20 protein-coding genes are annotated in these 20049 nt (G+C 44.0%); 8 read left to right on the plus strand and 12 right to left on the minus strand.

All coding sequences use genetic code 11. The features are described 5' to 3' along the window. Nucleotides 1-6: 6 nt before the first annotated feature. Both DBR43_RS29325 and DBR43_RS29330 read right to left on the minus strand, forming a co-directional pair. A complete protein-coding gene (locus DBR43_RS29325) occupies nucleotides 7-420 on the minus strand; it encodes a DUF1348 family protein (RefSeq protein ID WP_233603263.1) in 414 nt (137 codons plus the stop codon). Between the two features lie 76 nt (nucleotides 421-496). Beyond that, nucleotides 497-1732, minus strand: coding sequence for an MFS transporter (locus DBR43_RS29330; protein WP_124586871.1), 1236 nt, complete (start codon nucleotides 1730-1732; stop codon nucleotides 497-499). Between the two features lie 268 nt (nucleotides 1733-2000). On the opposite strand from DBR43_RS29330, the gene DBR43_RS29335 reads away from it, so the two are divergent. Genes DBR43_RS29335 through DBR43_RS29345 form a run of 3 tightly spaced genes read left to right on the plus strand, consistent with a single transcriptional unit; the run spans nucleotide 2001 to nucleotide 4486 of the window. Further along, entirely contained in the window at nucleotides 2001-2771 is a 771-nt protein-coding gene (locus tag DBR43_RS29335; RefSeq protein WP_124586872.1) for a hypothetical protein, read from the plus strand. Between the two features lie 42 nt (nucleotides 2772-2813). Further along, entirely contained in the window at nucleotides 2814-3935 is a 1122-nt protein-coding gene (locus DBR43_RS29340) for a hypothetical protein (protein ID WP_124586873.1), read from the plus strand. A 2-nt stretch (nucleotides 3936-3937) separates the two neighbouring features. Beyond that, nucleotides 3938-4486, plus strand: coding sequence for a DUF4269 domain-containing protein (locus tag DBR43_RS29345; protein ID WP_124586874.1), 549 nt, complete (start codon nucleotides 3938-3940; stop codon nucleotides 4484-4486). A 17-nt stretch (nucleotides 4487-4503) separates the two neighbouring features. On the opposite strand, the gene DBR43_RS29350 is transcribed toward DBR43_RS29345, so the two are convergent. The 4 genes from DBR43_RS29350 to DBR43_RS29365 all read right to left on the minus strand — a co-directional run bounded on the left by DBR43_RS29350 (nucleotide 4504) and on the right by DBR43_RS29365 (nucleotide 8265). Next, nucleotides 4504-5256 (minus strand): DUF6515 family protein, encoded by a 753-nt coding sequence (locus tag DBR43_RS29350; protein WP_233603265.1) that lies wholly within the window; start codon nucleotides 5254-5256, stop codon nucleotides 4504-4506. A 104-nt stretch (nucleotides 5257-5360) separates the two neighbouring features. Continuing rightward, complete coding sequence (locus tag DBR43_RS29355) at nucleotides 5361-7190, minus strand: CocE/NonD family hydrolase (protein ID WP_124586875.1); 1830 nt, start codon at nucleotides 7188-7190, stop codon at nucleotides 5361-5363. 76 nt (nucleotides 7191-7266) lie between these two features. Next, on the minus strand, nucleotides 7267-7926 hold the full coding sequence (locus DBR43_RS29360) for a hypothetical protein (RefSeq protein ID WP_124586876.1): 660 nt from the start codon (nucleotides 7924-7926) through the stop codon (nucleotides 7267-7269). Further along, complete coding sequence (locus DBR43_RS29365) at nucleotides 7927-8265, minus strand: PadR family transcriptional regulator (protein WP_233603266.1); 339 nt, start codon at nucleotides 8263-8265, stop codon at nucleotides 7927-7929. A 193-nt stretch (nucleotides 8266-8458) separates the two neighbouring features. Here DBR43_RS29365 and DBR43_RS29370 point away from each other — a divergent pair, with 193 nt between their 5' ends. The 4 genes from DBR43_RS29370 to DBR43_RS29385 all read left to right on the plus strand — a co-directional run bounded on the left by DBR43_RS29370 (nucleotide 8459) and on the right by DBR43_RS29385 (nucleotide 12819). Continuing rightward, on the plus strand, nucleotides 8459-8890 hold the full coding sequence (locus tag DBR43_RS29370) for a MarR family winged helix-turn-helix transcriptional regulator (RefSeq protein WP_124586877.1): 432 nt from the start codon (nucleotides 8459-8461) through the stop codon (nucleotides 8888-8890). A gap of 34 nt (nucleotides 8891-8924) precedes the next feature. Further along, the gene (locus tag DBR43_RS29375) at nucleotides 8925-9350 is read left to right on the plus strand and encodes an organic hydroperoxide resistance protein (RefSeq protein WP_124586878.1); all 426 of its coding nucleotides are present in this window, start codon (nucleotides 8925-8927) and stop codon (nucleotides 9348-9350) included. Between the two features lie 113 nt (nucleotides 9351-9463). Continuing rightward, on the plus strand, nucleotides 9464-11206 hold the full coding sequence (locus DBR43_RS29380) for an ABC transporter ATP-binding protein (protein ID WP_124586879.1): 1743 nt from the start codon (nucleotides 9464-9466) through the stop codon (nucleotides 11204-11206). A 17-nt stretch (nucleotides 11207-11223) separates the two neighbouring features. Beyond that, the gene (locus DBR43_RS29385; protein WP_124586880.1) at nucleotides 11224-12819 is read left to right on the plus strand and encodes a Na+/H+ antiporter; all 1596 of its coding nucleotides are present in this window, start codon (nucleotides 11224-11226) and stop codon (nucleotides 12817-12819) included. 72 nt (nucleotides 12820-12891) lie between these two features. Here DBR43_RS29385 and DBR43_RS29390 read toward each other — a convergent pair whose 3' ends face one another. The 6 genes from DBR43_RS29390 to DBR43_RS29415 form a co-directional block, all read right to left on the minus strand. Continuing rightward, nucleotides 12892-13848, minus strand: coding sequence for an AMP-binding protein (locus tag DBR43_RS29390; protein ID WP_124586881.1), 957 nt, complete (start codon nucleotides 13846-13848; stop codon nucleotides 12892-12894). A 220-nt stretch (nucleotides 13849-14068) separates the two neighbouring features. Further along, nucleotides 14069-15385, minus strand: a complete 1317-nt coding sequence (locus DBR43_RS29395; RefSeq protein WP_124586882.1) for a short-chain dehydrogenase — start codon at nucleotides 15383-15385, stop codon at nucleotides 14069-14071. A gap of 98 nt (nucleotides 15386-15483) precedes the next feature. After that, nucleotides 15484-16386 (minus strand): MBL fold metallo-hydrolase, encoded by a 903-nt coding sequence (locus DBR43_RS29400; protein ID WP_124586883.1) that lies wholly within the window; start codon nucleotides 16384-16386, stop codon nucleotides 15484-15486. 13 nt (nucleotides 16387-16399) lie between these two features. Next, nucleotides 16400-17023, minus strand: a complete 624-nt coding sequence (locus tag DBR43_RS29405; RefSeq protein WP_199757158.1) for a DsbA family protein — start codon at nucleotides 17021-17023, stop codon at nucleotides 16400-16402. Beyond that, nucleotides 17023-17448 carry a MoaF-related domain-containing protein gene (locus DBR43_RS29410; protein WP_124586884.1) on the minus strand — a complete coding sequence of 142 codons (426 nt, stop codon included), beginning with the start codon at nucleotides 17446-17448 and terminating at the stop codon, nucleotides 17023-17025. Before DBR43_RS29410 ends, DBR43_RS29405 begins: the two co-directional genes overlap by 1 nt. 128 nt (nucleotides 17449-17576) lie before the next feature. Beyond that, nucleotides 17577-18158, minus strand: a complete 582-nt coding sequence (locus DBR43_RS29415; protein WP_124586885.1) for a Crp/Fnr family transcriptional regulator — start codon at nucleotides 18156-18158, stop codon at nucleotides 17577-17579. 192 nt (nucleotides 18159-18350) lie between these two features. On the opposite strand from DBR43_RS29415, the gene DBR43_RS29420 reads away from it, so the two are divergent. After that, complete coding sequence (locus tag DBR43_RS29420) at nucleotides 18351-20036, plus strand: patatin-like phospholipase family protein (RefSeq protein WP_124586886.1); 1686 nt, start codon at nucleotides 18351-18353, stop codon at nucleotides 20034-20036. Nucleotides 20037-20049 lie beyond the last annotated feature (13 nt).

Genomic DNA, 20049 nt, shown 5'->3' on the forward strand with positions numbered 1-20049 from the left:
GCAAATTTACAACCGACGCTCAGATTCGTCAATTGGGAGGTCATTAATGCTGGCATAACGTTTTTCCATTAAGCCCTCTTCATTAAACTCCCAATTTTCGTTTCCATAGGCCCTGAACCATTGCCCCTGCTGATCCTGCCATTCATATTCAAAGCGCACGGCAATTCTGTTGCCGGTATACGCCCACAATTCTTTTTTCAGCTTATAATTCAGCTCTTTTTCCCATTTCCCTTTCAGGAATTCCTGAACTGCTGTACGCCCGTTCACAAACGTATCGCGGTTCCTCCATTCGGTATCTAAAGAATACGCCAGAGAAATGCGTTGAGGGTCCTGCGAATTCCAGGCGTCTTCGGCAAGCTGAACCTTTTGAATCGCTGTTTCAAGGGTAAACGGGGGGAGCGGATATTTCTTTTCCATCATGATTTGTGCTTTATTTAAGACAAAAATACAAGCGTGATATCCTTTTTAAAAACGATTAAAAGCGATGCAAGGCATCTTAATTAGTGATGGAGGAAGGGCTCCGCTTTTCTTTCGCTTTGCGGAGAAAACGGAAAAGCAAAAAGCCGATCAGCAAGGCTATAAAGCCCTGGATCATCACGGTATCAGGTGTTCCGATCAATTGAGACAGAGTTCCGATCAGCAGTCCGCCTAAAGGCTGCATTCCAAAAAATGCCATCGCATAAAAGCTGATCACCCTTCCCCGCATCGCCGGATCTACCGTCGTTTGTATGAGGGTATTGCTGATCGTGATCTGCGACATCATGCCGAAGCCTGATATTGCGGCGAAGACCAGTGCAACCGGATAATAAGTACTGTGTGAAAACAAAACCAGCCCGGCACCAAACACCAGGGTGCTGATCGCCAGGATTCTCCTCAGGTTTCTGCCGGGTTTAAGAGAGGCCAGAAAAATTGCACCGGAAAAAGCACCGAGCCCAATTACACTGTCGATCACCCCAAATGTAGATGCCGTGCCTTTGAAGATGTCCTTCGCATACACCGGAATCAGGGTGCTGAATGGCAAGACAAAAAGGCTGATCAATGCCAGCATGAGGAGCACATAAAAGATGGAGGGTGTCTTTCTGATGTATTGAAAACCCTCTTTAAGTTCTCCAAAAATGTTCTTTGGATGAGGTGTCGCTATAAATTTCGGCAGGCGCATCATCAGTAAGGAACCGATTACAGCGATAAAACTGAAGGCATTTAGCCCAAAACAAATGTCTTCCCCAAATTTCTCCAGGGCCAGTCCGGCCAGTCCCGGCCCGATCAGCCGGGAAAGGTTCACCATAGAAGAATTCAAAGCCAGTGCATTGGGCAGGTCGGCCTTATTTTCTACCATTTCATAAACAAGAGATTGTCTTGCCGGCACATCAAAAGCATTGATGATGCCGAGCATGGCACTTAAAGCAATGATCTCCCAAACAGAATAGTCCTTAAAAAAAATCAGCAAGGTCAAAAGCACCGCCTGCAGCATCGAAGCGACCTGAGTGAGCAGTAAGAGCTTATAGCGGTTATAACGGTCTGCGGCTACCCCACCCAGAAAAGAGAACACAAAAGATGGGAATAAGCTGGCAAAGAGTGTCAGTCCAAGCATAAAGTTAGAATGGGTTTTCTCATAGATCACCCAGCTGACTGCCGTTTTTTGCATCCAGGTCCCAATCAGGGACACGGATTGCCCGGTAAAATACAATCGGTAATTGCGACTCTTAAATGCGTTGAAAGTACTTATATCCATAATAATTTGCCCCCGAAAGGACCGAAAGAATTCATGTAAAGGCAGATCCGGAATCGTCGCAGAAATTGAGCCAGAATCCCTTGTTCCAGAAAGATCATGAAATTATTACCCGGGGAAACCGGAAGTCTTCCATTCCAGAAATCAGAAAAGACATAAAATTGCCCTTAAGGAAAAATTCAATTCCCCCTCATCATAAAATTTCTCTTTGCCCGGAGGAAACAAAACGTATCTTCGTTTTTATATTAAATACCGAACACCAATGCGCTCCATGAAAAATTACCTGTACCTATTGATTATATTGTTGTGCGCTTGTAAAAAGCCATTAAAAGTAACGGTAATCAGCGATGTCAGTGCAGGTCCAAACACCATTATTTTTGACGAAAGAGATACGCTGGTGACGAATAAACCGATTGATACAATTTTATTGTCGCCATTCAAAAAACATGTTTTTACGGTCAACAATTCAAAGCCTCAGGACTTCTTTCTAAGGGATACGGAAGGAATCCTAAACCTGGCAAAAAAGGATTTTGTGGTGGTCGCAATAAAATACGAGAACGAAGGAGGAACGGAATATAGGTTCCCCGGGTCCTTCACCATGGACAGCTATGTTTTGATTGATTCCTTTATCGTATGCGACAAAGCATTCGAGGTCAATCTTAAAACAACGTTAAAAGCCATTGTCGACTCAGCAAAAGTTAGAAAAAACGGCAATTACTATCCTCTTCTTGATCAAAAATTTTCCCCTGACAGAGAGGTATATGATGGTACGGAAGAAGTAAATGGTTTCAAAAAAATTGGAAACAATACACTATTTATTAAAAAATTCTGGGACTATAATCTCGGTGATTCTATACCTGAAGAGATCAAAGTCAAGGTCAGAAAAAGCGACCTGAAGTATAAGGAAAGTCTAAAGAAAACCTTTATCACCTTCGCTGAAGATTTTTTATTCATGGCAAAAATGTCTAAGAAGACTTATGCAGTAGTGGATGTCCGGGATTTATTAAAAGGTAAAGATGAAAACAATAAAAAACTCAGATAAAGCTTAAATTGCAACGTTATCCCGATCAGTTCACAACTGATCATGCCCTTAGAGAAAAGCACCATGACTGATCATCTTCAAAATCAATTTTCGGAAATAAAGAAAGCCTACCACAGTATCAAAAAGGAAACGGAAAACAAGGTGGATTTCTGGTTCTGGGCGGCAGATATCCTGCATAGCCTTGAGCCCTTCTACTTCGAAGAGCACCGGTATAAAAAAGCAAAGAAATTAAAGGAAGAACCCGCCGACAAATCCAATAAATTCCATTATGGTGTAAACCACTTAAATGAAGTGATCCTGATCCGTGAATATACCGGCCTCAAAAGAGAACTCTATTATGAGACTTTTTACCACAGAGAAAGCAACAAAATTGAAACTTATTATTTTGATTACTGGGAAGACAAAAAACTCCATAATTTAACGGTATACCACTATGAGGATACACAGTTAAGGCATCATGTTCAGCTCACAGCCGATGGCTGGCATGCCTGTGATTACCATTATGACCAGGGTAAACTGACTAAAAAGCTCATGAAGACCTCGCCGGAGGCTGATTATGTTCCTGAAGACCGGACATTTGAATACAACTACGATCAGTTTGGCATCTTAAGCACAATTAATGAAGGCACACATTTTTACTATAGAAAGGCAGATCAAAAAATCACGTTCCCGCAATTGACGGAGCTCGTCATGGAAAAACTCTTTGAACTGATCAAAAAGAACCTTTTTTTGCACAAACCACAGGAAGAATTGTTTTGCATTTACCTCAATTATGGGAACGAAGCACTCTTCCCTCCTTCGCTTGCCATGGGAACGGAAGAAGAACGTAAAAAATGGCTTACTGAACATGGTAAAAGGGCCAAATGGCTGATATGGAACCCCGCAGATTACCGCATAGACCATGAACTGGAAATGGATCAGGAAAGCAGGAACCTCTTTGAATTGTACAATCAGGAAACGGAAATGCAAAACAAATCCAGCCTTGCAAAAAAAGCAATTGCCGGGGTTGCACTGAGACTCAAAGGGTGCCTTCCGGAGTTCAACCTCCGTCAAACACCTGATTTTGTGATCGTTGCTTCGGATTATGAAATGGCAGATTTAAAGAAAAACTTCAAACTCATCAACCCCGAACGATTTGAAGAATTCAAGAATGAACTTCCCTGATCATGAAAAAATTTGATTCCATCGACCATCTTGCCAATGGTACCCTAAGACAGCAGGATGCCTATCATACGCTGAAAACGCAGCAGGTATTGGAAAAGTTAAAAAGCTTTGATCCAATTCTTGCGGGAACTATTCCTATTGATATTGCAATCGCCAGCAGCGACCTTGATGTGATTTGCTGTTATGAAGATGTACAACATTTTAAAGCACAGCTGGAACATCATTTTTCCGGATACGCGGGCTTCAAACTGAAAGAAAGGCGCATCAACGAAGTCCACTCTGTTGTCGCCAACTTCCACATCAACAACTGGCCGGTAGAGATTTTCGGGCAGAACAAACCAACCAGAAAGCAAAATGCTTACCTCCATATGCTGGTAGAATACAGGTTCCTGATCAGTCAGGGAGAGGCGTTCAGAACATTAATTGTTCATTTAAAAGAACAAGGCATGAAAACGGAACCTGCATTCGCAAAAGCTTTGGGAATCAACGGTGATCCCTATATAGAATTACTAAAGTTAAGTGTTGCTGATGATGAGCCTCAGGCACCATGAAAAATATGATTCAGCCATTAAAGACCCGAATTATCCAGTCCAATCACTTTATAGGTTATTTTACCCCCATTCACCACTTCTTCATAATACACGCCGGCATCAGTCACATAATATCTTTCTCCTTTGATAAAGACTTCTCTGGAACTCTCAGGTAAGGTATCTACCACATCGCCCACCTGAACACCACGATCCTTAGGATCTGAACTATTGGAATCTGTATTCAAGACCCCATCTTTTCCGGCCACCACATACACAGATTTCCCATCGGCTTTTTCCGCAATGCTGTAGTATACCCCTTTGTATTCATAATAGGTTTGTCCGTTGATCTGAACTTCTTTCGCATCGGAAGGGATACTCGGTACTTCGGCACCTACCGGAGGAACAACTACTTTATAGGTATTGTCATATTCCCTGTAGAATAATCCGCCGGAATAATAGAACTGATCCGGTCCAAAGAAGAAAGGATAATATCCGAATGGCAATACATTAATCCTAAGTCCTAGGTAAGGCCTGTAATAACTGCGATACCCGTAAAATGGTCTTCTGTAAATTCCAAAACCAGGTCTGTAAATACGTGCAGACCTGCTGCCAATATAGCCTCCCCGGAATGCATGCCCTGTTGAAGGCCTGAAAGAGCCCCCTCCCCTGGAGAAACCATGGCCCCCTCTTCCTCCACCATGTCTTTGGGCAAAAACAGTGTTAACTGTAGCTCCGCTCATCAGCACAATTGCCCCTGCAATGATCAGCGATTTAAACCATGAAGTTTTCATATCTATCAATTTAGCTATATGACGAAAGGGAAATGAAAAGGATTATTTCAAAGTTCAGAATAATGAAATGCTGATACAAGGATGACAAAAGTTGATGTTAACCATCATTCTGCAACGGACAATCTGATACTGGAAGGATATTGTTCAGAAGTATAGATCCTTTGTGTTGCTTTTTGATAATCATCTGCTCTTGCCTTAAAAATATTAGGAACAAAGCGCTGGGGATTGCGGTCGTATAGCGGAAACCAGCTGCTTTGAACCTGCACCATTATTTTATGCCCCTTTTTAAAAACATGGTTAATTTGATGAAGATCGATCGGGTACCGCGCTACTTTATATGGTACAATGGCCTGGGGGTGTTGAAAGCCATTGCGGTACCTGCCTCTTAGAATTTCGCTCGCGATCATCAGTTCATAGCCTCCCATCGCTGGCTCGTCCTTGTAATCCTCAGGATAAACGTCAATCAGCTTAACAATCCAGTCTGCATCTGTTCCCGAAGTAGCCGCATATAGGTTTGCCAATATCTTTCCCGACACGGTAAGGTCTGTCCCAAGTGGTTCTGTTTCAAAGCTGACCACATCAGGCCTGTCTTTCACAAAACGCTGGTCTTCAGTCAGCCATGAACTCCAGCGCGACCCCCGCTGAAAAGTCGCTTCGATAGGCCGGGGCCGGTAAGGAACCGGATGTGCCGGATCGGACAGGTAAGCAACATATGGCGCTGCAGCTTCCTGAGGTCTTTCAAAGGAGAGCTTTCCGCCGGTATGAAGGTAAATGTCCCTGGTGGTCACATCAGCTGTAGGCCATTCTGAATATGTTTTCCAGGTATTACTTCCAGTTTGGTAAGTGATGGCTTTTGGAAACCGGCCATCCCCTTTTCTTTTCAGATGATAAGCAAACCAGGGCGCCTGAATTTCTCTGCGGAATTTATCACTGGTAGCGCTGCCGAATTTTATATTTCCCAGACGATCACCTGCCCAATAGGCCCATTGCCCATGATTCCAGGGACCGATAACGATGGTATTTTTCTTACCCGCTCCTTTATGCTCCAGTGTTTCATAGATCTTTAGCGGGCCATAAAAATCCTCCTGATCCCACCATCCGGCAACATTCATCACCTGCACATGTGAACTGTCCAGCTGATTTGCCAGAGCTTGTTTTTGCCAGAAAGCATCATAATCCGGATGTTGTACAAAATTATTCCATGTCGGGAGCTGATGATGCAGGTATTTGTCATTGATATTAGACAAGGGACCTAATTTCAAATACCAGTCATAGGTGTCATAAACCGGAAATGAAAAGGCCGTATCCGTTTTGGCGGCTTCCTGACTAAATACATATTCAAATCCATAGCTCAATCTGAAAGCCCCGTTGTGATGAAAGTCATCTCCCAGATACATATCTGCCGGAGAGGCCTGCTCAGAAACGGCTGCCAGCGCCGGGTGTGGTTTTACGGTCCCCATGATTGCAGTCCATCCGTCGTAAGAAGTACCATACATGCCTACGCTCCCATTGTTGTTCTTTATATTTTTTAACAGCCAGTCGATCGTATCATAAGCATCAGTAGACTCATCAATTTCCCTGCTGTCTTTAGGATGAGCTGGCCGCATCATCACATACTTCCCTTCCGATTTGTACCGGCCGCGGATATCCTGATTCACGAAGATATATCCTTCCTGAGCCATAGACATTATATAATCATTTTTACCAGGTGCTATAAACTGATCAGCGCCATAAGGCGTACGGCTCAGTAAAAAAGGCAAATTTTCGGTCATCACCTCAGGACGGTAGATTATGGTATGAAGCCTTGCACCGTCACGCATCCTGATCATCACTTCCTCCCGGATATAGGAAAGGTTTTGGGTTTCCTGTGCGCTAACAAAAAAGTATAGGCTTATTAATGGGATGATCAGAAGAAATCGATATTGCTTTGTCATGGATTTGAATGCTTATCTTTCTACAAGACAAGCTTACAATTGAAATGTTGCAGGAAAATAACCCTTTCAATCATTACTAAGCAAATACCTTGATTTTTTTCTTATAAAATGTATGGAAAGACCTGATGTAAACACTGCTGAAATAGTACAAAACCAGGCAAATGACTATTCTTGTATGATTGGTAATTTCAAAAAGGCTCTGCTGGCTTAAAAATAACAGGTAAAATACGACGCTAAGGAAACAGCCATACAATCCAATCTTAAGTAAAAATACATTTTTCATCGATGGTTTGACTAAACTTCTATTTACAAAACCAATTCTATATAGGTAGACCAGAATTGGGTAAAACGCGACAAGAAAAATCGAGTAGACCAAATAAACGGAATTAAATATACCGTTTGTTGTTTCAAAATAAAACAACAAACATAACAACAGCAATGAAATATTGTCAAACGATTTGAACGTTTTAAGTTTGCAGGATATTTCTTCCATTAATGTTCTGCCAGCGCTTAGGTTGAGTTGTTCCAGGCAAATGCCTTCATTCATTCGGATCTGCTCATGCCCGCCAAAAGTGTCATTTACAAGCTCAGGGAGCAGACGGAAATCAAATGGTTCTTCCTTTTCTTCCAGCATACTCAGTACATGGTCCTGCATTTCATCATAAGTCTCTTTATATCTGGTCAGCCTAAAGATATACCGGCTTACTTCTTCTGATTGTTCTTTGCTTAGTTTCATCTAATACGAGGGTTTAAGGTTGAGCAATAATTGTAGGTTTTGAATAAAATCCCTGGCTTCCTGCAATTTATTAACGACTTCTGCTTTTCCATCCTGAGACAGCGCATAGTATTTTCTCAGCCTGTTGTCTACCACTTCCGTTGAAGTTTCCAGTAACCCGGCTGCTTCCAGTTTATGGAGTGCAGGATATAGCGCCCCTTCTTTAAGCAATAACTCTCCCTGCGTGATGGACTTCACCTTCTGGGTAATTTCGTAGCCATACATGCGGTCATTCTCAGATAAAAGGTTGAGAATAATCGTTTGTAGCGTTCCTTTGAATAATTCATTACTGATTGCCATACTCAAATATAGTATTTGTTTACATACATAGTATTCTTATGTATGTAAATAAATACTCATCCTTCTGCGCCTGGTTTCCTGCATCGGCTATTTTCTATAAGTGGGTCCCTATTCTCATAAAAAAGTCAGGATATCAATATCACTAGGAATTACATTGTGCACAACCTAATTTTACAAAATCAAATCAACAGCAATGGAAAGTTTAAAACTTGAAAACCAGTTATGTTTCCCCGTCTATGCCTTATCCAGGCAAATCACAGCCCTATACCGGCCTCATCTGGAAGCACTTGAACTCACCTACCCTCAATATCTGGTGATGCTGGCACTTTGGGAACACGAAACCCTCAGCGTAAAACAGCTGGGTAAATTATTATGGCTGGACAGTGGCACCCTGACCCCATTGTTAAAACGCATGGAAGAGAACGGACTCTTGAGCAGAAACCGCTCCGAAGCAGACGAAAGGGTGGTCAACATCCGGATTTCCGCTCAGGGAACTGCATTGAAGCAACAGGCCCTGAGCATTCCGGAGGCGATTAAAAATGCCCTGGAAACAGATGACGCGCAGCTGTTTCAACTGCGCGACCAGTTAAAACAAATCTTATCAGTAACGACTACCAATAAATAGAACCCCTTTATTAATCCTTTAAAAAACAGATCAAATGAAAGTATTGTATACAGCCGCAGCTACAGCAACAGGCGGAAGAAACGGACAAGTTAAAAGCTCAGATGGTGTATTAGACCTTGAAGTACGCATGCCAAAAGCATTGGGTGGCGCACAGGATGGCTATACCAATCCGGAACAATTGTTTGCTGCCGGATATTCAGCCTGCTTTGACAGCGCCCTGAACCTGGTGATCAAAACCGGAAAAATGACCACAGGAATCACTACCGTAACTGCAGAAGTGAGCATCGGACAGAACGATGCCGGCGGATTTGGCCTGGCGGTTAAAATGGCGGTAAATATCCCGGGAGTAGATCAGCAGCAAGCGGAAGAACTGGTCGCAAAAGCACACCAGATATGCCCTTACTCTAACGCCACAAGGGGAAACATAGAAGTGATCCTTAGCGTAACCAATAACGGTTAATCCTCATAAACTGCTTTAAAATCTTAAAGCACAAAGCCTGAACGGAGCCAACAGCATCCGCTCAGGCTTTTTTATTGGCACAATAATTCGTATTTTGACTTAAACCCTCCGCTATGCCGATCCTTTGGAAATATTTTAAAGAACAAAAATGGTGGGTGGTTCTGGCCCTCTTCCTTGCCGCAATAGCCCAATTGTTAAGCCTTACCGATCCCATCATCTTTGGAAAAATCATTGATGAATATGCTAGCAATCCAGGCAATAAAAGTCAGGAGGTTTTGGTAAAAGGAGTCCTGTACTGGCTGAGTATCGCGATAGGGATTGCCATTGCCGCCAGAATTGCCAAAGCTTTTCAGGAATATTATACCCGGCTTGCCGTTCAGCAGTTCGGAATGCAGATCTTCAACGACGGCCTGAAACAAACATTACGCCTCTCCTTTCAGGAATTTGAGGAAAGCCATAGCGGAGAAACCCTGTCCATCCTGCAAAAAGTAAAAACAGATACAGAACGCTTCATCAATGCCTTCATTAACATTCTCTTTTCTTCCCTTGTAGGAATGGGCTTTCTCATCTGGTATTCCATTACCAAAAACTGGATGCTGGTCCCGGTCTTTATCATTGGCATTCTCGTACTCGGATCGCTCACCGGCCTGTTGAGTAAAAAAATCAAAACCGTACAGCGTTCCATTAACAAGGAAACCAATAAAATGGCGGGAGTAATCACAGAATCACTCCGCAATATAGAGCTGGTCAAGAGCCTGGGCCTTACCTTCCCCGAGATCCGCAGGTTAAAAATCCAGACCCAAAAGATTTACGACCTGGAAATGATGAAAACCAAGCGGGTCCGGACACTTTCCTTCCTACAGGGCACCACACTGAACCTACTGAAACAATCCATTTTATTTATCTTGCTGTGGCTAATCTTCCGCAATAAACTCAGCACCGGAGAGCTGATCACCATGCAATTCATTTCTACTTCTATTTTCGGCCCTTTACAAGACCTTGGAAACATCATTTTAAGCTATCGCGAAGTAGAAGCCTCTGTTCACAACTTCGATCTGCTGATGCGAAAACCCATTGAACGCAAACCAGACTCCCCAAAAAAGACAGGCCCCTTGAAAAACTTATCATTTGATCAGGTCGTTTTTCGCCATAAAACAGCACAGACAAATGCCATAGACAACATCTCCTTCCATGTCAATAGTGGAGAAACCATCGCCTTTGTGGGGCCTTCCGGATCCGGGAAATCGACCCTGGTAAAACTCCTGGTTGGATTGTACAGACCGGTATCCGGTTCCATTCTCTTTAATGAATTCAATGCCAAAGAGATCAGCTATAATGAACTGCGCCGCCAGATTGGGTTTGTGACCCAGGATACCCAGTTGTTTGCCGGCACGATCAAAGAGAACTTATTATTTGTAAAAGGAACCGCCACGGATGAGGAACTGATGACTGCCCTGGAAAAGGCTTCCTGCACCAACCTCCTGGCCAAATCGGAGAAAGGGATCAATACCCTGCTCGGCGAAGGTGGCCTGAAATTATCCGGAGGGGAAAAACAACGGATCTCCATTGCCCGTGCTTTACTGAGAAATCCAAGGCTGCTCATTTTTGATGAAGCCACTTCTGCATTGGATTCCCTCACCGAAGAAGAAATTACCAGCACCATCCGCGACCTTTCCATGAGCAAAGATCGCATCACCATTGTCATTGCCCACCGACTTTCCACGATCATGCATGCCGATGTGATCTATGTGCTGGAAAAAGGAATGATCTCTGAAGCCGGTTCCCATGAAGAACTGCTGGAGCAAAAAGGTCTGTACTATGCGATGTGGCGGCAACAAGTTGGAGAAAGGAAGTGATTTTTTAACTTTGCGAAATGATACATGCGAACCTCCTCCTGATCCTTGCTTTATTTTTTGCAATGGCACTCCTTTACCTGCTGAGCCAACGATGGAAAATCTCTTACCCCATTTTCCTGGTGATCGGTGGTCTGGGCATCAGTTTTATTCCCGGCATTCCCCCAATAAATATTAATCCCGACATTGTATTTCTTATTTTTCTCCCTCCCCTGCTGTTTGAAGCAGCCTGGTACACTTCCTGGAATGAATTCTGGAAATGGAAAAGATCCATACTCTTACTCGGCTTCGGGCTGGTACTCATTACTTCCCTTGCCATTGCTTATTTCTCGGCCAGCATTATTCCTGGTTTTACCCTCGCATTGGGTTTCCTGCTTGGTGGAATCATTTCTCCTCCGGATGCCGTAGCGGCAACCTCGGTGTTAAAAGGCGTAGACATGCCAAAACGTGGATTAACGATGCTGGAAGGCGAAAGTCTGGTCAACGATGCAGCCTCATTAACGGTATTCCGCTTTGCATTGGCCTGTATCATTACCGGACAATTTGTATTTCAAAAAGCAGCAACAGATTTTATTATCCTTGCAGTGATGGGTGTCATCGTCGGACTGGCGATAGCCCATATCCTTTACCTCGTACTTCGCTATTGGGCAAAATCGTCCAGCATTACGACCCCCATTACCCTGATCGCCCCATACCTGATGTATATCGTGGCAGAGCAATTCCATTGGTCGGGGGTTTTAGCCGTAGTAAGTGGTGGTCTGTTTCTCTCTTTCCGCTCCAACGATTTCTTAAACTACCATACCCGTCTGCAAACCAAAGAAGTATGGGCTACTGTTGGATTCCTGCTCAATGGATTTGTGTTTATCCTCATTGGCCTGGAACTCCCGGTCATTGTGAAAGGCCTGGAAGGTTATTCTATCGATGAAGCCATTAATTATGCCCTGATCATCAGTGCAATTGTGATCATCGCCAGGATCATCCTGGTATACCTGGTTACCTTTATTCCAAGGTTAAGCCCAAAAATCAGGAAACGTGAAAAGAGCCCGGGCCTGAAACTTCCGTTTATTATTGGCTGGGCAGGCATGCGTGGCGTGGTTTCCCTGGCTTCGGCGCTGGCGATTCCACTGACCTTAAGCAACGGAGAAGCATTTCCGCACCGGAACCTGATCTTGTTCATCACTTTTATCGTCATCCTGATTACCCTGGTGTTTCAGGGATTGACATTACCCATTTTCCTTAAACTGCTGAAAGTGGAAGAAATAGACGACAATGTTCCCTTTGATCAGCAAAAAGAAGCCATTCATCTCCTGTTGGCTAAGGAAGCTGTTTTATACCTGGACAACAAATACAGTAAAGAAATGGCTGATTTTGAAACCATCCGGAGGATCAAAGAGCAAATGGAGCGCAGCATCAGGGCCACAGAACAAACGGTTGCCGAACAAAAACAACAGGTCGCTTCCGTACGAAAACTGTATAAAAAGATCATGCTGGACCTCACTACCTTCAGAAGGAAAGAATTAAATAAGCTGAGGGCAACCAAAACCTATGATGATGAGGTGCTCAGGGATATGGAAAACAACCTGGATCTGGAGGAAGCACGTTTTTACAAACATTAAAGCAGATCAGTAATGTCATCGCTGTTCCAGGAAAATATCCGGGAACAGTGTAGGCTGATCTCCATCTTCATATTATGACATCGATATATCAAGATATCTAAAACAGCTTAGCACCGGTTTTAACTGTTCATCACCCGTAAACAAATACTTAAAATTTAAGCCTTCCTGAACCTTACTATGGGCAATTATGGAAGGCAGAAGCACAGAAGGCACATAACCATGGGTGATCTGATGGAGGCTAAAAAAGTTCAGTAAAGAAATGGCATCCCTCCTTTCTTCCTCCTTCGCAATGTGAAGAGAACCGCCGCAAGCCAATGCCGACCAGATTTCCCAAACGGAGACCTCAACGTCGAGATCTGCCACCAGGCTGAGCCTGCAGTTTTCGTCCAGGTCGAATTTATGGTTATGCCTGGTCAGCTGATGCAGAATAAATTCATGCACTACGCTATGGCCCTTGGGGATGCCGGCAGGTCCGGAAGTATACATCACATATGCCAAAGAGTTTTCATCCGGGGATATCGTTGCTGACTCGGTTGGATATTCCCTTAAAACGGAAAGATCATCGAGGAAAAGCAATTTCTTTTCCTTGCCGGCGGCCAAACCTGAACCACAATTTCGGTTGCTAATGACCAACCTCGCCTGAGTATCTTTAATGATAAATGCAGCAGTTTTAAACGGACAGGCAGGATCAACAGGAACATATGCCGCACCTGCTTTTAAAATTCCCAGAACAGCAACCAGCCATTCGATCGACCTATCCATCCAGACAGGCACCAACTGTCCCTGGCCTGTTCCATGCTCTAAAAGATAGTTTGCAACCTGATTGCTGTGATCATCCAGCTCTTTATAACTGAGCCAGTCTGCACCAAAAAACACCGCCGGATTTTTCGGACAGCGATGGACCTGTCTTTCAAATAAGGAGACCAGACATTCTTCCATTCCGTATTTTTCTCCCACGCTCCATGGCAGAAATGACAGACCGGAACGCTCAATAGCCGCTTTTTTAAGGGATGATCTTTGCTGAGACATGCTGATTTATTTTAATGGTAAAAAATCATTCACAATAAACCTGTCGGCATTCCAACCCTAAAAACGAAAAATACTTTAATTATATTTCAGTATACCACATCACCATCAACAGGTTAAATCCAAATTAACCATTCCTTTGTGTTTTTCTCTTTTAAACACAAGGATACCAGCAAGATGAACAAAATGATTGCGATTGTAATTCTGAATAAAAAGAACAATGCTATTTAATAAAGTCTGTTACTTTATCTAAAATTTTTCCTCCTTTTTCTTTTAAGGATTTCCCCTGATCGGCAATCGTCTCTGTACTCGTCATCTTTTGCATACCGGCACTGATGGCTTTAAACTGGGCAATGGTGGCAAGAATTTCTTCAGCATGACTCACCTTATGCTCTTTTAACAGCTTTTCCCAGTCTACCTTTGCCAAAGTTGCCATTACGTACCTCGTGGCAATCTTACTGATGAAAAACTTATCGTATACCCCATTCAGTTTAGCATCGGGCTCACGTGCTTTCAGATAATTGATCGACTCCTGAACCGAAGCCTTCTCCGTATCGCTCAGCAAAGCGCTGGTTTTAAGCTTGCCAAGCGAAGCAATGGCCTGCTCATTTTTACCTCTTTTTATGTAGACAAAGCTTTCTATGCTCCAAACCGCTTCATTCTGGATGCCGAGTTTATGGGCATCTGCCAGAAAGGATTCAAAATCATCCAGCGCCCTTTCCTCGTCCACTGCCCTTTCCATCATCAGCCGGTCAAAGCCTCTGAAAAGATGGTTCAGCCCATGAAAGGCCGTATGTGTTTGCTCATTATTGAGCTTGCCCCAGTTAAAAAAGGCCCTGGTATAAGGAAGGTCTACATCTTTATTTTTCTCCAGCCATTTGATGTTGCTGCTGATCTCATCTTCTGATAAATAGTAAAACTTATTGGAGAAGAACAGAAAACCGCGAACATACTGAAGCAAAGTTTTCATTTCACTGTCCGGTAACTTATCCGGTTGTGTCTTACTGCATTCATACAATGAAACTTCTGCCCCTAAATCTCTGGTGGCCAAAACGAGTACGCTTAAAACCGCATGCTCCAGGTTTTGCTGGTAAACTTTATCCGCCTCAGAGCGCTTCGCAATATTTTGCATAAAACTTTGCTTCTCCCCCGGCGACCCGTAGACTGCGGTTACGCCATCGAGCACGGGTGGAAAAATATCCTCGTCAGTCTCTATGATAAAGTTTTTAATCCGGCGGTAATCCCGGTACATGAGGATCATATCCGTAACCGGAATGTCCTTTTGTCCGGCAGACATTTTGGAAAGGTTGCCGGATACAGATTGTAATTCCTTGAGGTGCTGCTGATATTGCGGCATCGTGGTATCCTGTACTCCTGCCGAACGCAATCCGATTTTCCCGAACTTCCACACGATTATTTTATCAGAAGTAAGGCTTTTAACCAATGATAAACGGTCTTTTTCGAGCAAGACCTGATCTGTTTGTTCGCTTGAACATCCAAGCGTTAAAATAATAAGAGAGAGGGCAATATATTTTTTCATATCCAGCTAAATCTATTTTCGCAGGACAGCTCCAGGGCCCCTTTATCAGGGCGCCTGGAGCCGTCTTATATAATGCGAGTGAAGCTAGGAAAAAAAACTTACCATTTCATTTCTCCGGTATTCACTTTTGCACCGAGCTGCAATGCAATTTCGAATGTAGCGTCCGGGTAGCGCTTTTTCATCGCGTCAATCAGTTCTCCGGAAGTTTTCACTTTCCCCAGCTCTTCTGCATAGGCCTTGAGGTAAGCCCGGTTGTATTTCAGCGACTCAATATTTAAAGCAGCGCCATCTCTGTGGTGTGCAGGAATAATGATGGCCGGTTTCAGGGACTCAATTTTATCGAGGGCCTTTAACCATTCCTGACGTTTCTCTGCCGTAGCATCATCTGCAAGCCATAAATGAAAACCTGTTCCAAAGATGTTGATTCCGCCAACCACGGCCTTGATCGAAGGAATCCAGACAAAAGTCCGTTGTGGGGCACCTTCCACACCAACAACCTCCAGCTTATTGCCTTCCAGATCCAGGCTGTTTCCTTTTAATACCTGTGGCAATACCACGTTCTTTGTGCCGTTCTCCCCTAACTGTGGTCCCCATACCTCCAGTTTCTTCTGGGCAGTCTCTTTAATGTGCTCCACTGTAGTTTCAGTCGCATACACCGTTACTCCCGGGAAATAGCTTTTGAAGACTTCCAGTCCGAAATAAAAGTCAGGATCGCCATAGCTCACAAAAATGGCCTTTAATGTTTTACCGCTGGCTTTGATTTCTTCCGCCACCTTTCTGGCATCCGGTAAGGTAAACTGAGCATCCACCAATATCGCATCGGTTTCCCCACTAATGATCACTGAGGCGACACCGAAGCTGGTCTCGGCGGCATGGTACACGTTAAGTTTTAACGGACCAGCATCAATCGCTTTAAATGTTTGTGCTGTTGCATTCATGTTTAACAGGATTAAAAAGAATAAAATGGTTGTTGAAAGTATAGTGTATGGTTGTTTTTTCATTGCTGACAGATCATTATTTAACTAAACTCGTTTCAATGCGACTGAAGATCTCTTCCAGGGAAGAATATCCCTGTTCGATGAGCAAGATTTCCGATCCGGTATCCAATAATAAGGTTGGATAAGACATGGCATAATCTGCCGCTTTTGCAAAAGCCTCCTGAGTGGCCGCTTTCATTTCCGGACTATGAAAATGTTTGAAAAACAGGTCCTTTTCAATTCCCAGACCATCCAGCATTTCCTGATATGTCAGGTCCAGGTTCAGGTCTTTGCCATAGAAATACCGTTCTTTTTGTACTGCCGCGGTAAAAGCAACGTTCTTTTCCGGCCAGAACTGCTGTACCGTCAGAATCGCCCTGGATGGGATCTCACTGTCCAATACCACTTCATCCTGAGCGATGAACTTAAAATAAGCCGCTCCAAAAGCCGTCCCGGTAAGGTTGGCAATTTGCTCATCATGCTTCATAAAATACGCGGCCATTTGTTTGCTTTGTTTGCGCACATTCTGCCCTGCCCACATCCCTGCGGGAATAATTTCAAATGGAATGCGGTCTTTATACCTTTCGGCAGTTTGCAGCGTATTCCTGTAATTCCCGTAGCACCATCCGCAAAGCGGATCCATCACATATATGAGTTTCATTATTTTTTAGTGTTAAATTCAAATTTTCCTTTTAGAAACTGCGCTGCTCTTCCTGCGGAAGATTTGTCGTCTTTATAGCTTAGAAAAGCGTCAACTTCCCCCTCTTTGGTATTGATGACCTGGCTCACGGTCAATCCGTCCTTTTCAATCCAGTTTAAGAAATAAAGGTGCCCGTTGAGTTGCTTGTAGGAAATGTGTTCCATTCCCTCATTTATTTTTCCGGTTTTATCAACCGCTTTCCAATGCACCGTACTGTCGTTTAAGTACTGAACTTCCGCACTAAAGTCGGGATACGTAATCTTTGCCGTCTTGCCGATCAGGGGCTCTGTGGCATCGCTTTTTTCTACTGGCGGAGTGCTGTTTCCGGCACAGGCCTGAAAAAGAAGGAATATAGATAGCCCGGGGATCAATGTAATTGCTTTCATCTTTTTGCTTTTTTGTTTTTAACAGGCAGATGGAACCATTGCTATCGGGTTCATCTGCGCTGATGATCAGGACAGCAAAATTAGAACACCCGAACAGGGAAAAAGTTGAACTAGTTCAAAAAAGAAAATTACCTCAGCTTAGCCAGTTTTTTCCGGATCTTACTGAGGAATTCATGGGAGATGCCCAGATAGGAAGCCACCTGTAATTGTGTGAGGCGTTGTTCCAGCTGCGGATATTTCTCTACAAACTCCAGATAGCGCTCATCGGCGGTCTTTCCCAATGCAGAAATCATTCTTCTCTGCAAAGCGACATGCGTTTTCTGCGTCATGATGCGAAAAAGCTTTTCCACCATGGGAATTTGCGCATACAACGCTTCTTTATAAGGCTGCGTAATCAGGAGCACTTCGCTGTCTTCCAGGGCTTCAATATTTAAGATAGAAGGGGTATTGTTCGTAAAACTGTCGATATCGGTGATCCACCAGTCCTCGATGGCAAAATACAAAATCCGCTCCTGCCCTTGCTCGTCCAGATAATACACCCTCAAACAACCTTTGATGACAAAGCCTTCAAATTTGCAAATCTGCCCTGCCCGCAGGAGAAATTGTTTCTTTGCGATTTTCCGGTGATAAAATGGCTTGATAAACTGTTCAAAGTCCGCATCGGAGATCGAAAGGTGTTTTTCAATATTTTTACGGAGCAGCTCAAACATAAGGCCTAATATAAGACAAATTGAAACCACCATGACCGCAGAGATGACACAAACAGGTAAAAAAGATCATGATTGCTTCATCAGCCATAAACGGACTTTATAAATCCCCGGGAACATTTATCAATAAAGAACAGGAAAAAATAGGTACCAATGGAAATTAAGCTTTAATTTCAACTTACAAATCAGCCCCCTATGTTGTCCGAAAACAAAAACGAAAACACCTTTTATGTTGGCCTGTGTATGGCCGGTGCAGTCTCCGCAGGCGCTTATACTGCCGGCGTAATGGATTATCTGTTAGAAGCCCTTGCCGAATGGGAAAAAAGAAAAAATGAGCCCGGCGTTCCCAGTCACACCGTACAAATCCCGGTAATCGGTGGTGCTTCTGCCGGAGGGATGACCAGTATCCTGACTTCTACCGTCCTGAACAGCCTGCATATCCCGATTGATAAACCCGGGGAGCAGATCCTTGCCGAACACCCGGAAAACAAGTTTTACCATACCTGGGTAGACCTGAGTCAGGGCGACGTTTTAGAGAAAATGCTCGACACCTCCGACATCAAAGAGCAGGGCCTGATTTCCGGGTTGAATTCTGCATTTATAGATGAAATCGCAGCGCGTGTAGTGGCCACTGAAGCCGACCGGAGCAAATGGCGTCCTTTACCTGCTTTCATCAAACCGGGCCTGAAGATTTTCAGTACCCTGACCAACCTGGAAGGCTTCGGCTATACCGCTGATTTTGGTCCCGATAAGCCACAAACCAGAAAGTACCATATGTCCATTCATAATGACTATGCCTGTTTTGAGCTCACCGAAAGGGAGATCATTGGTCCAAATGGCGGCTGGGTGCCCCTGAACCTCAAAGATGACATCAATGTTGACCTGGCCCGGGACGCTGCAATTGCAACCGGGGCCTTCCCTGTCGGACTAAAATCCAGGCTCCTGAACCGCGATGCGTCCTATGTCAATGCGAACCTCTGGCTAAAAAAATATTTAACCAATAATCCCCTCGCCCCGGGCAATTACCAAACGCTCAATGTAGACGGCGGACTGATCAATAATGAACCTTTCGAAAAGGTGCGTGATGTGCTTTATGAAGTCACCGGACAGGAAGCCAAAGATTACCGCGACTTCCATCGGTTTACTTCTACGGTATTGATGATTGATCCATTTCCAAGCCAGAAGCCTAAACCAATCTCCAAACTACAGGAACTGATGAATGTCCTTGGCCTCACGCTCAGCTCGATGATCAATCAGATGCGGTCAAAACCATTGGAAATCTCCGACGCTTTAAGTAAAAGTTGCGCAGGCCAGTTTCTTGTAGCCCCTTCCAGAATCGTGAACGGCCCGGAAGGAGAACAGCATGTTACCGGTGAAATGGCCATCGCCTGTGGCAGCTTAAACGGTTTCGGGGGATTCCTCAGCAAAGAGTTCCGCGTTCATGATTATTTTCTGGGCAGGCACAACTGCAAAATCTTCCTCAGGGATTATTTTACCATACCTGAAAGTGCATTGGAAGAAAATGTCATTTTCAAAGAAGGTTATGCCAATGCCAACCGCGACCGGTTTAAATCCACCAAAGATGGAGGATATCAGATTATCCCCATCTTCGCTGAAAAGACCGATTACACTTTCCCCCAGCTTAAGTTTAAGTCAGGAGAAAGCTGGCCGGTTGTCGAAGACCAGGACATCGACCGGTATAAATCGAAGCTGAAGGAACGCATTCAGGCAATTCTGTTAAACGTTGCGGAGCTCAGTGGCACCAGTAAATTTCTGATCTGGGCAGGTGCAAAGATTGTCCTCAACAGGGTCCTTTCCAATGCGGTGCTCAAAAAGATCAGGAAAGACCTGATGACCTGGAAGCTCCTGTCAGAAAGATAACAGTGCTCTTTCA

This window comes from Pedobacter sp. KBW06, assembly GCF_003852525.1.
In the GTDB taxonomy this organism is placed as follows: domain Bacteria; phylum Bacteroidota; class Bacteroidia; order Sphingobacteriales; family Sphingobacteriaceae; genus Pedobacter.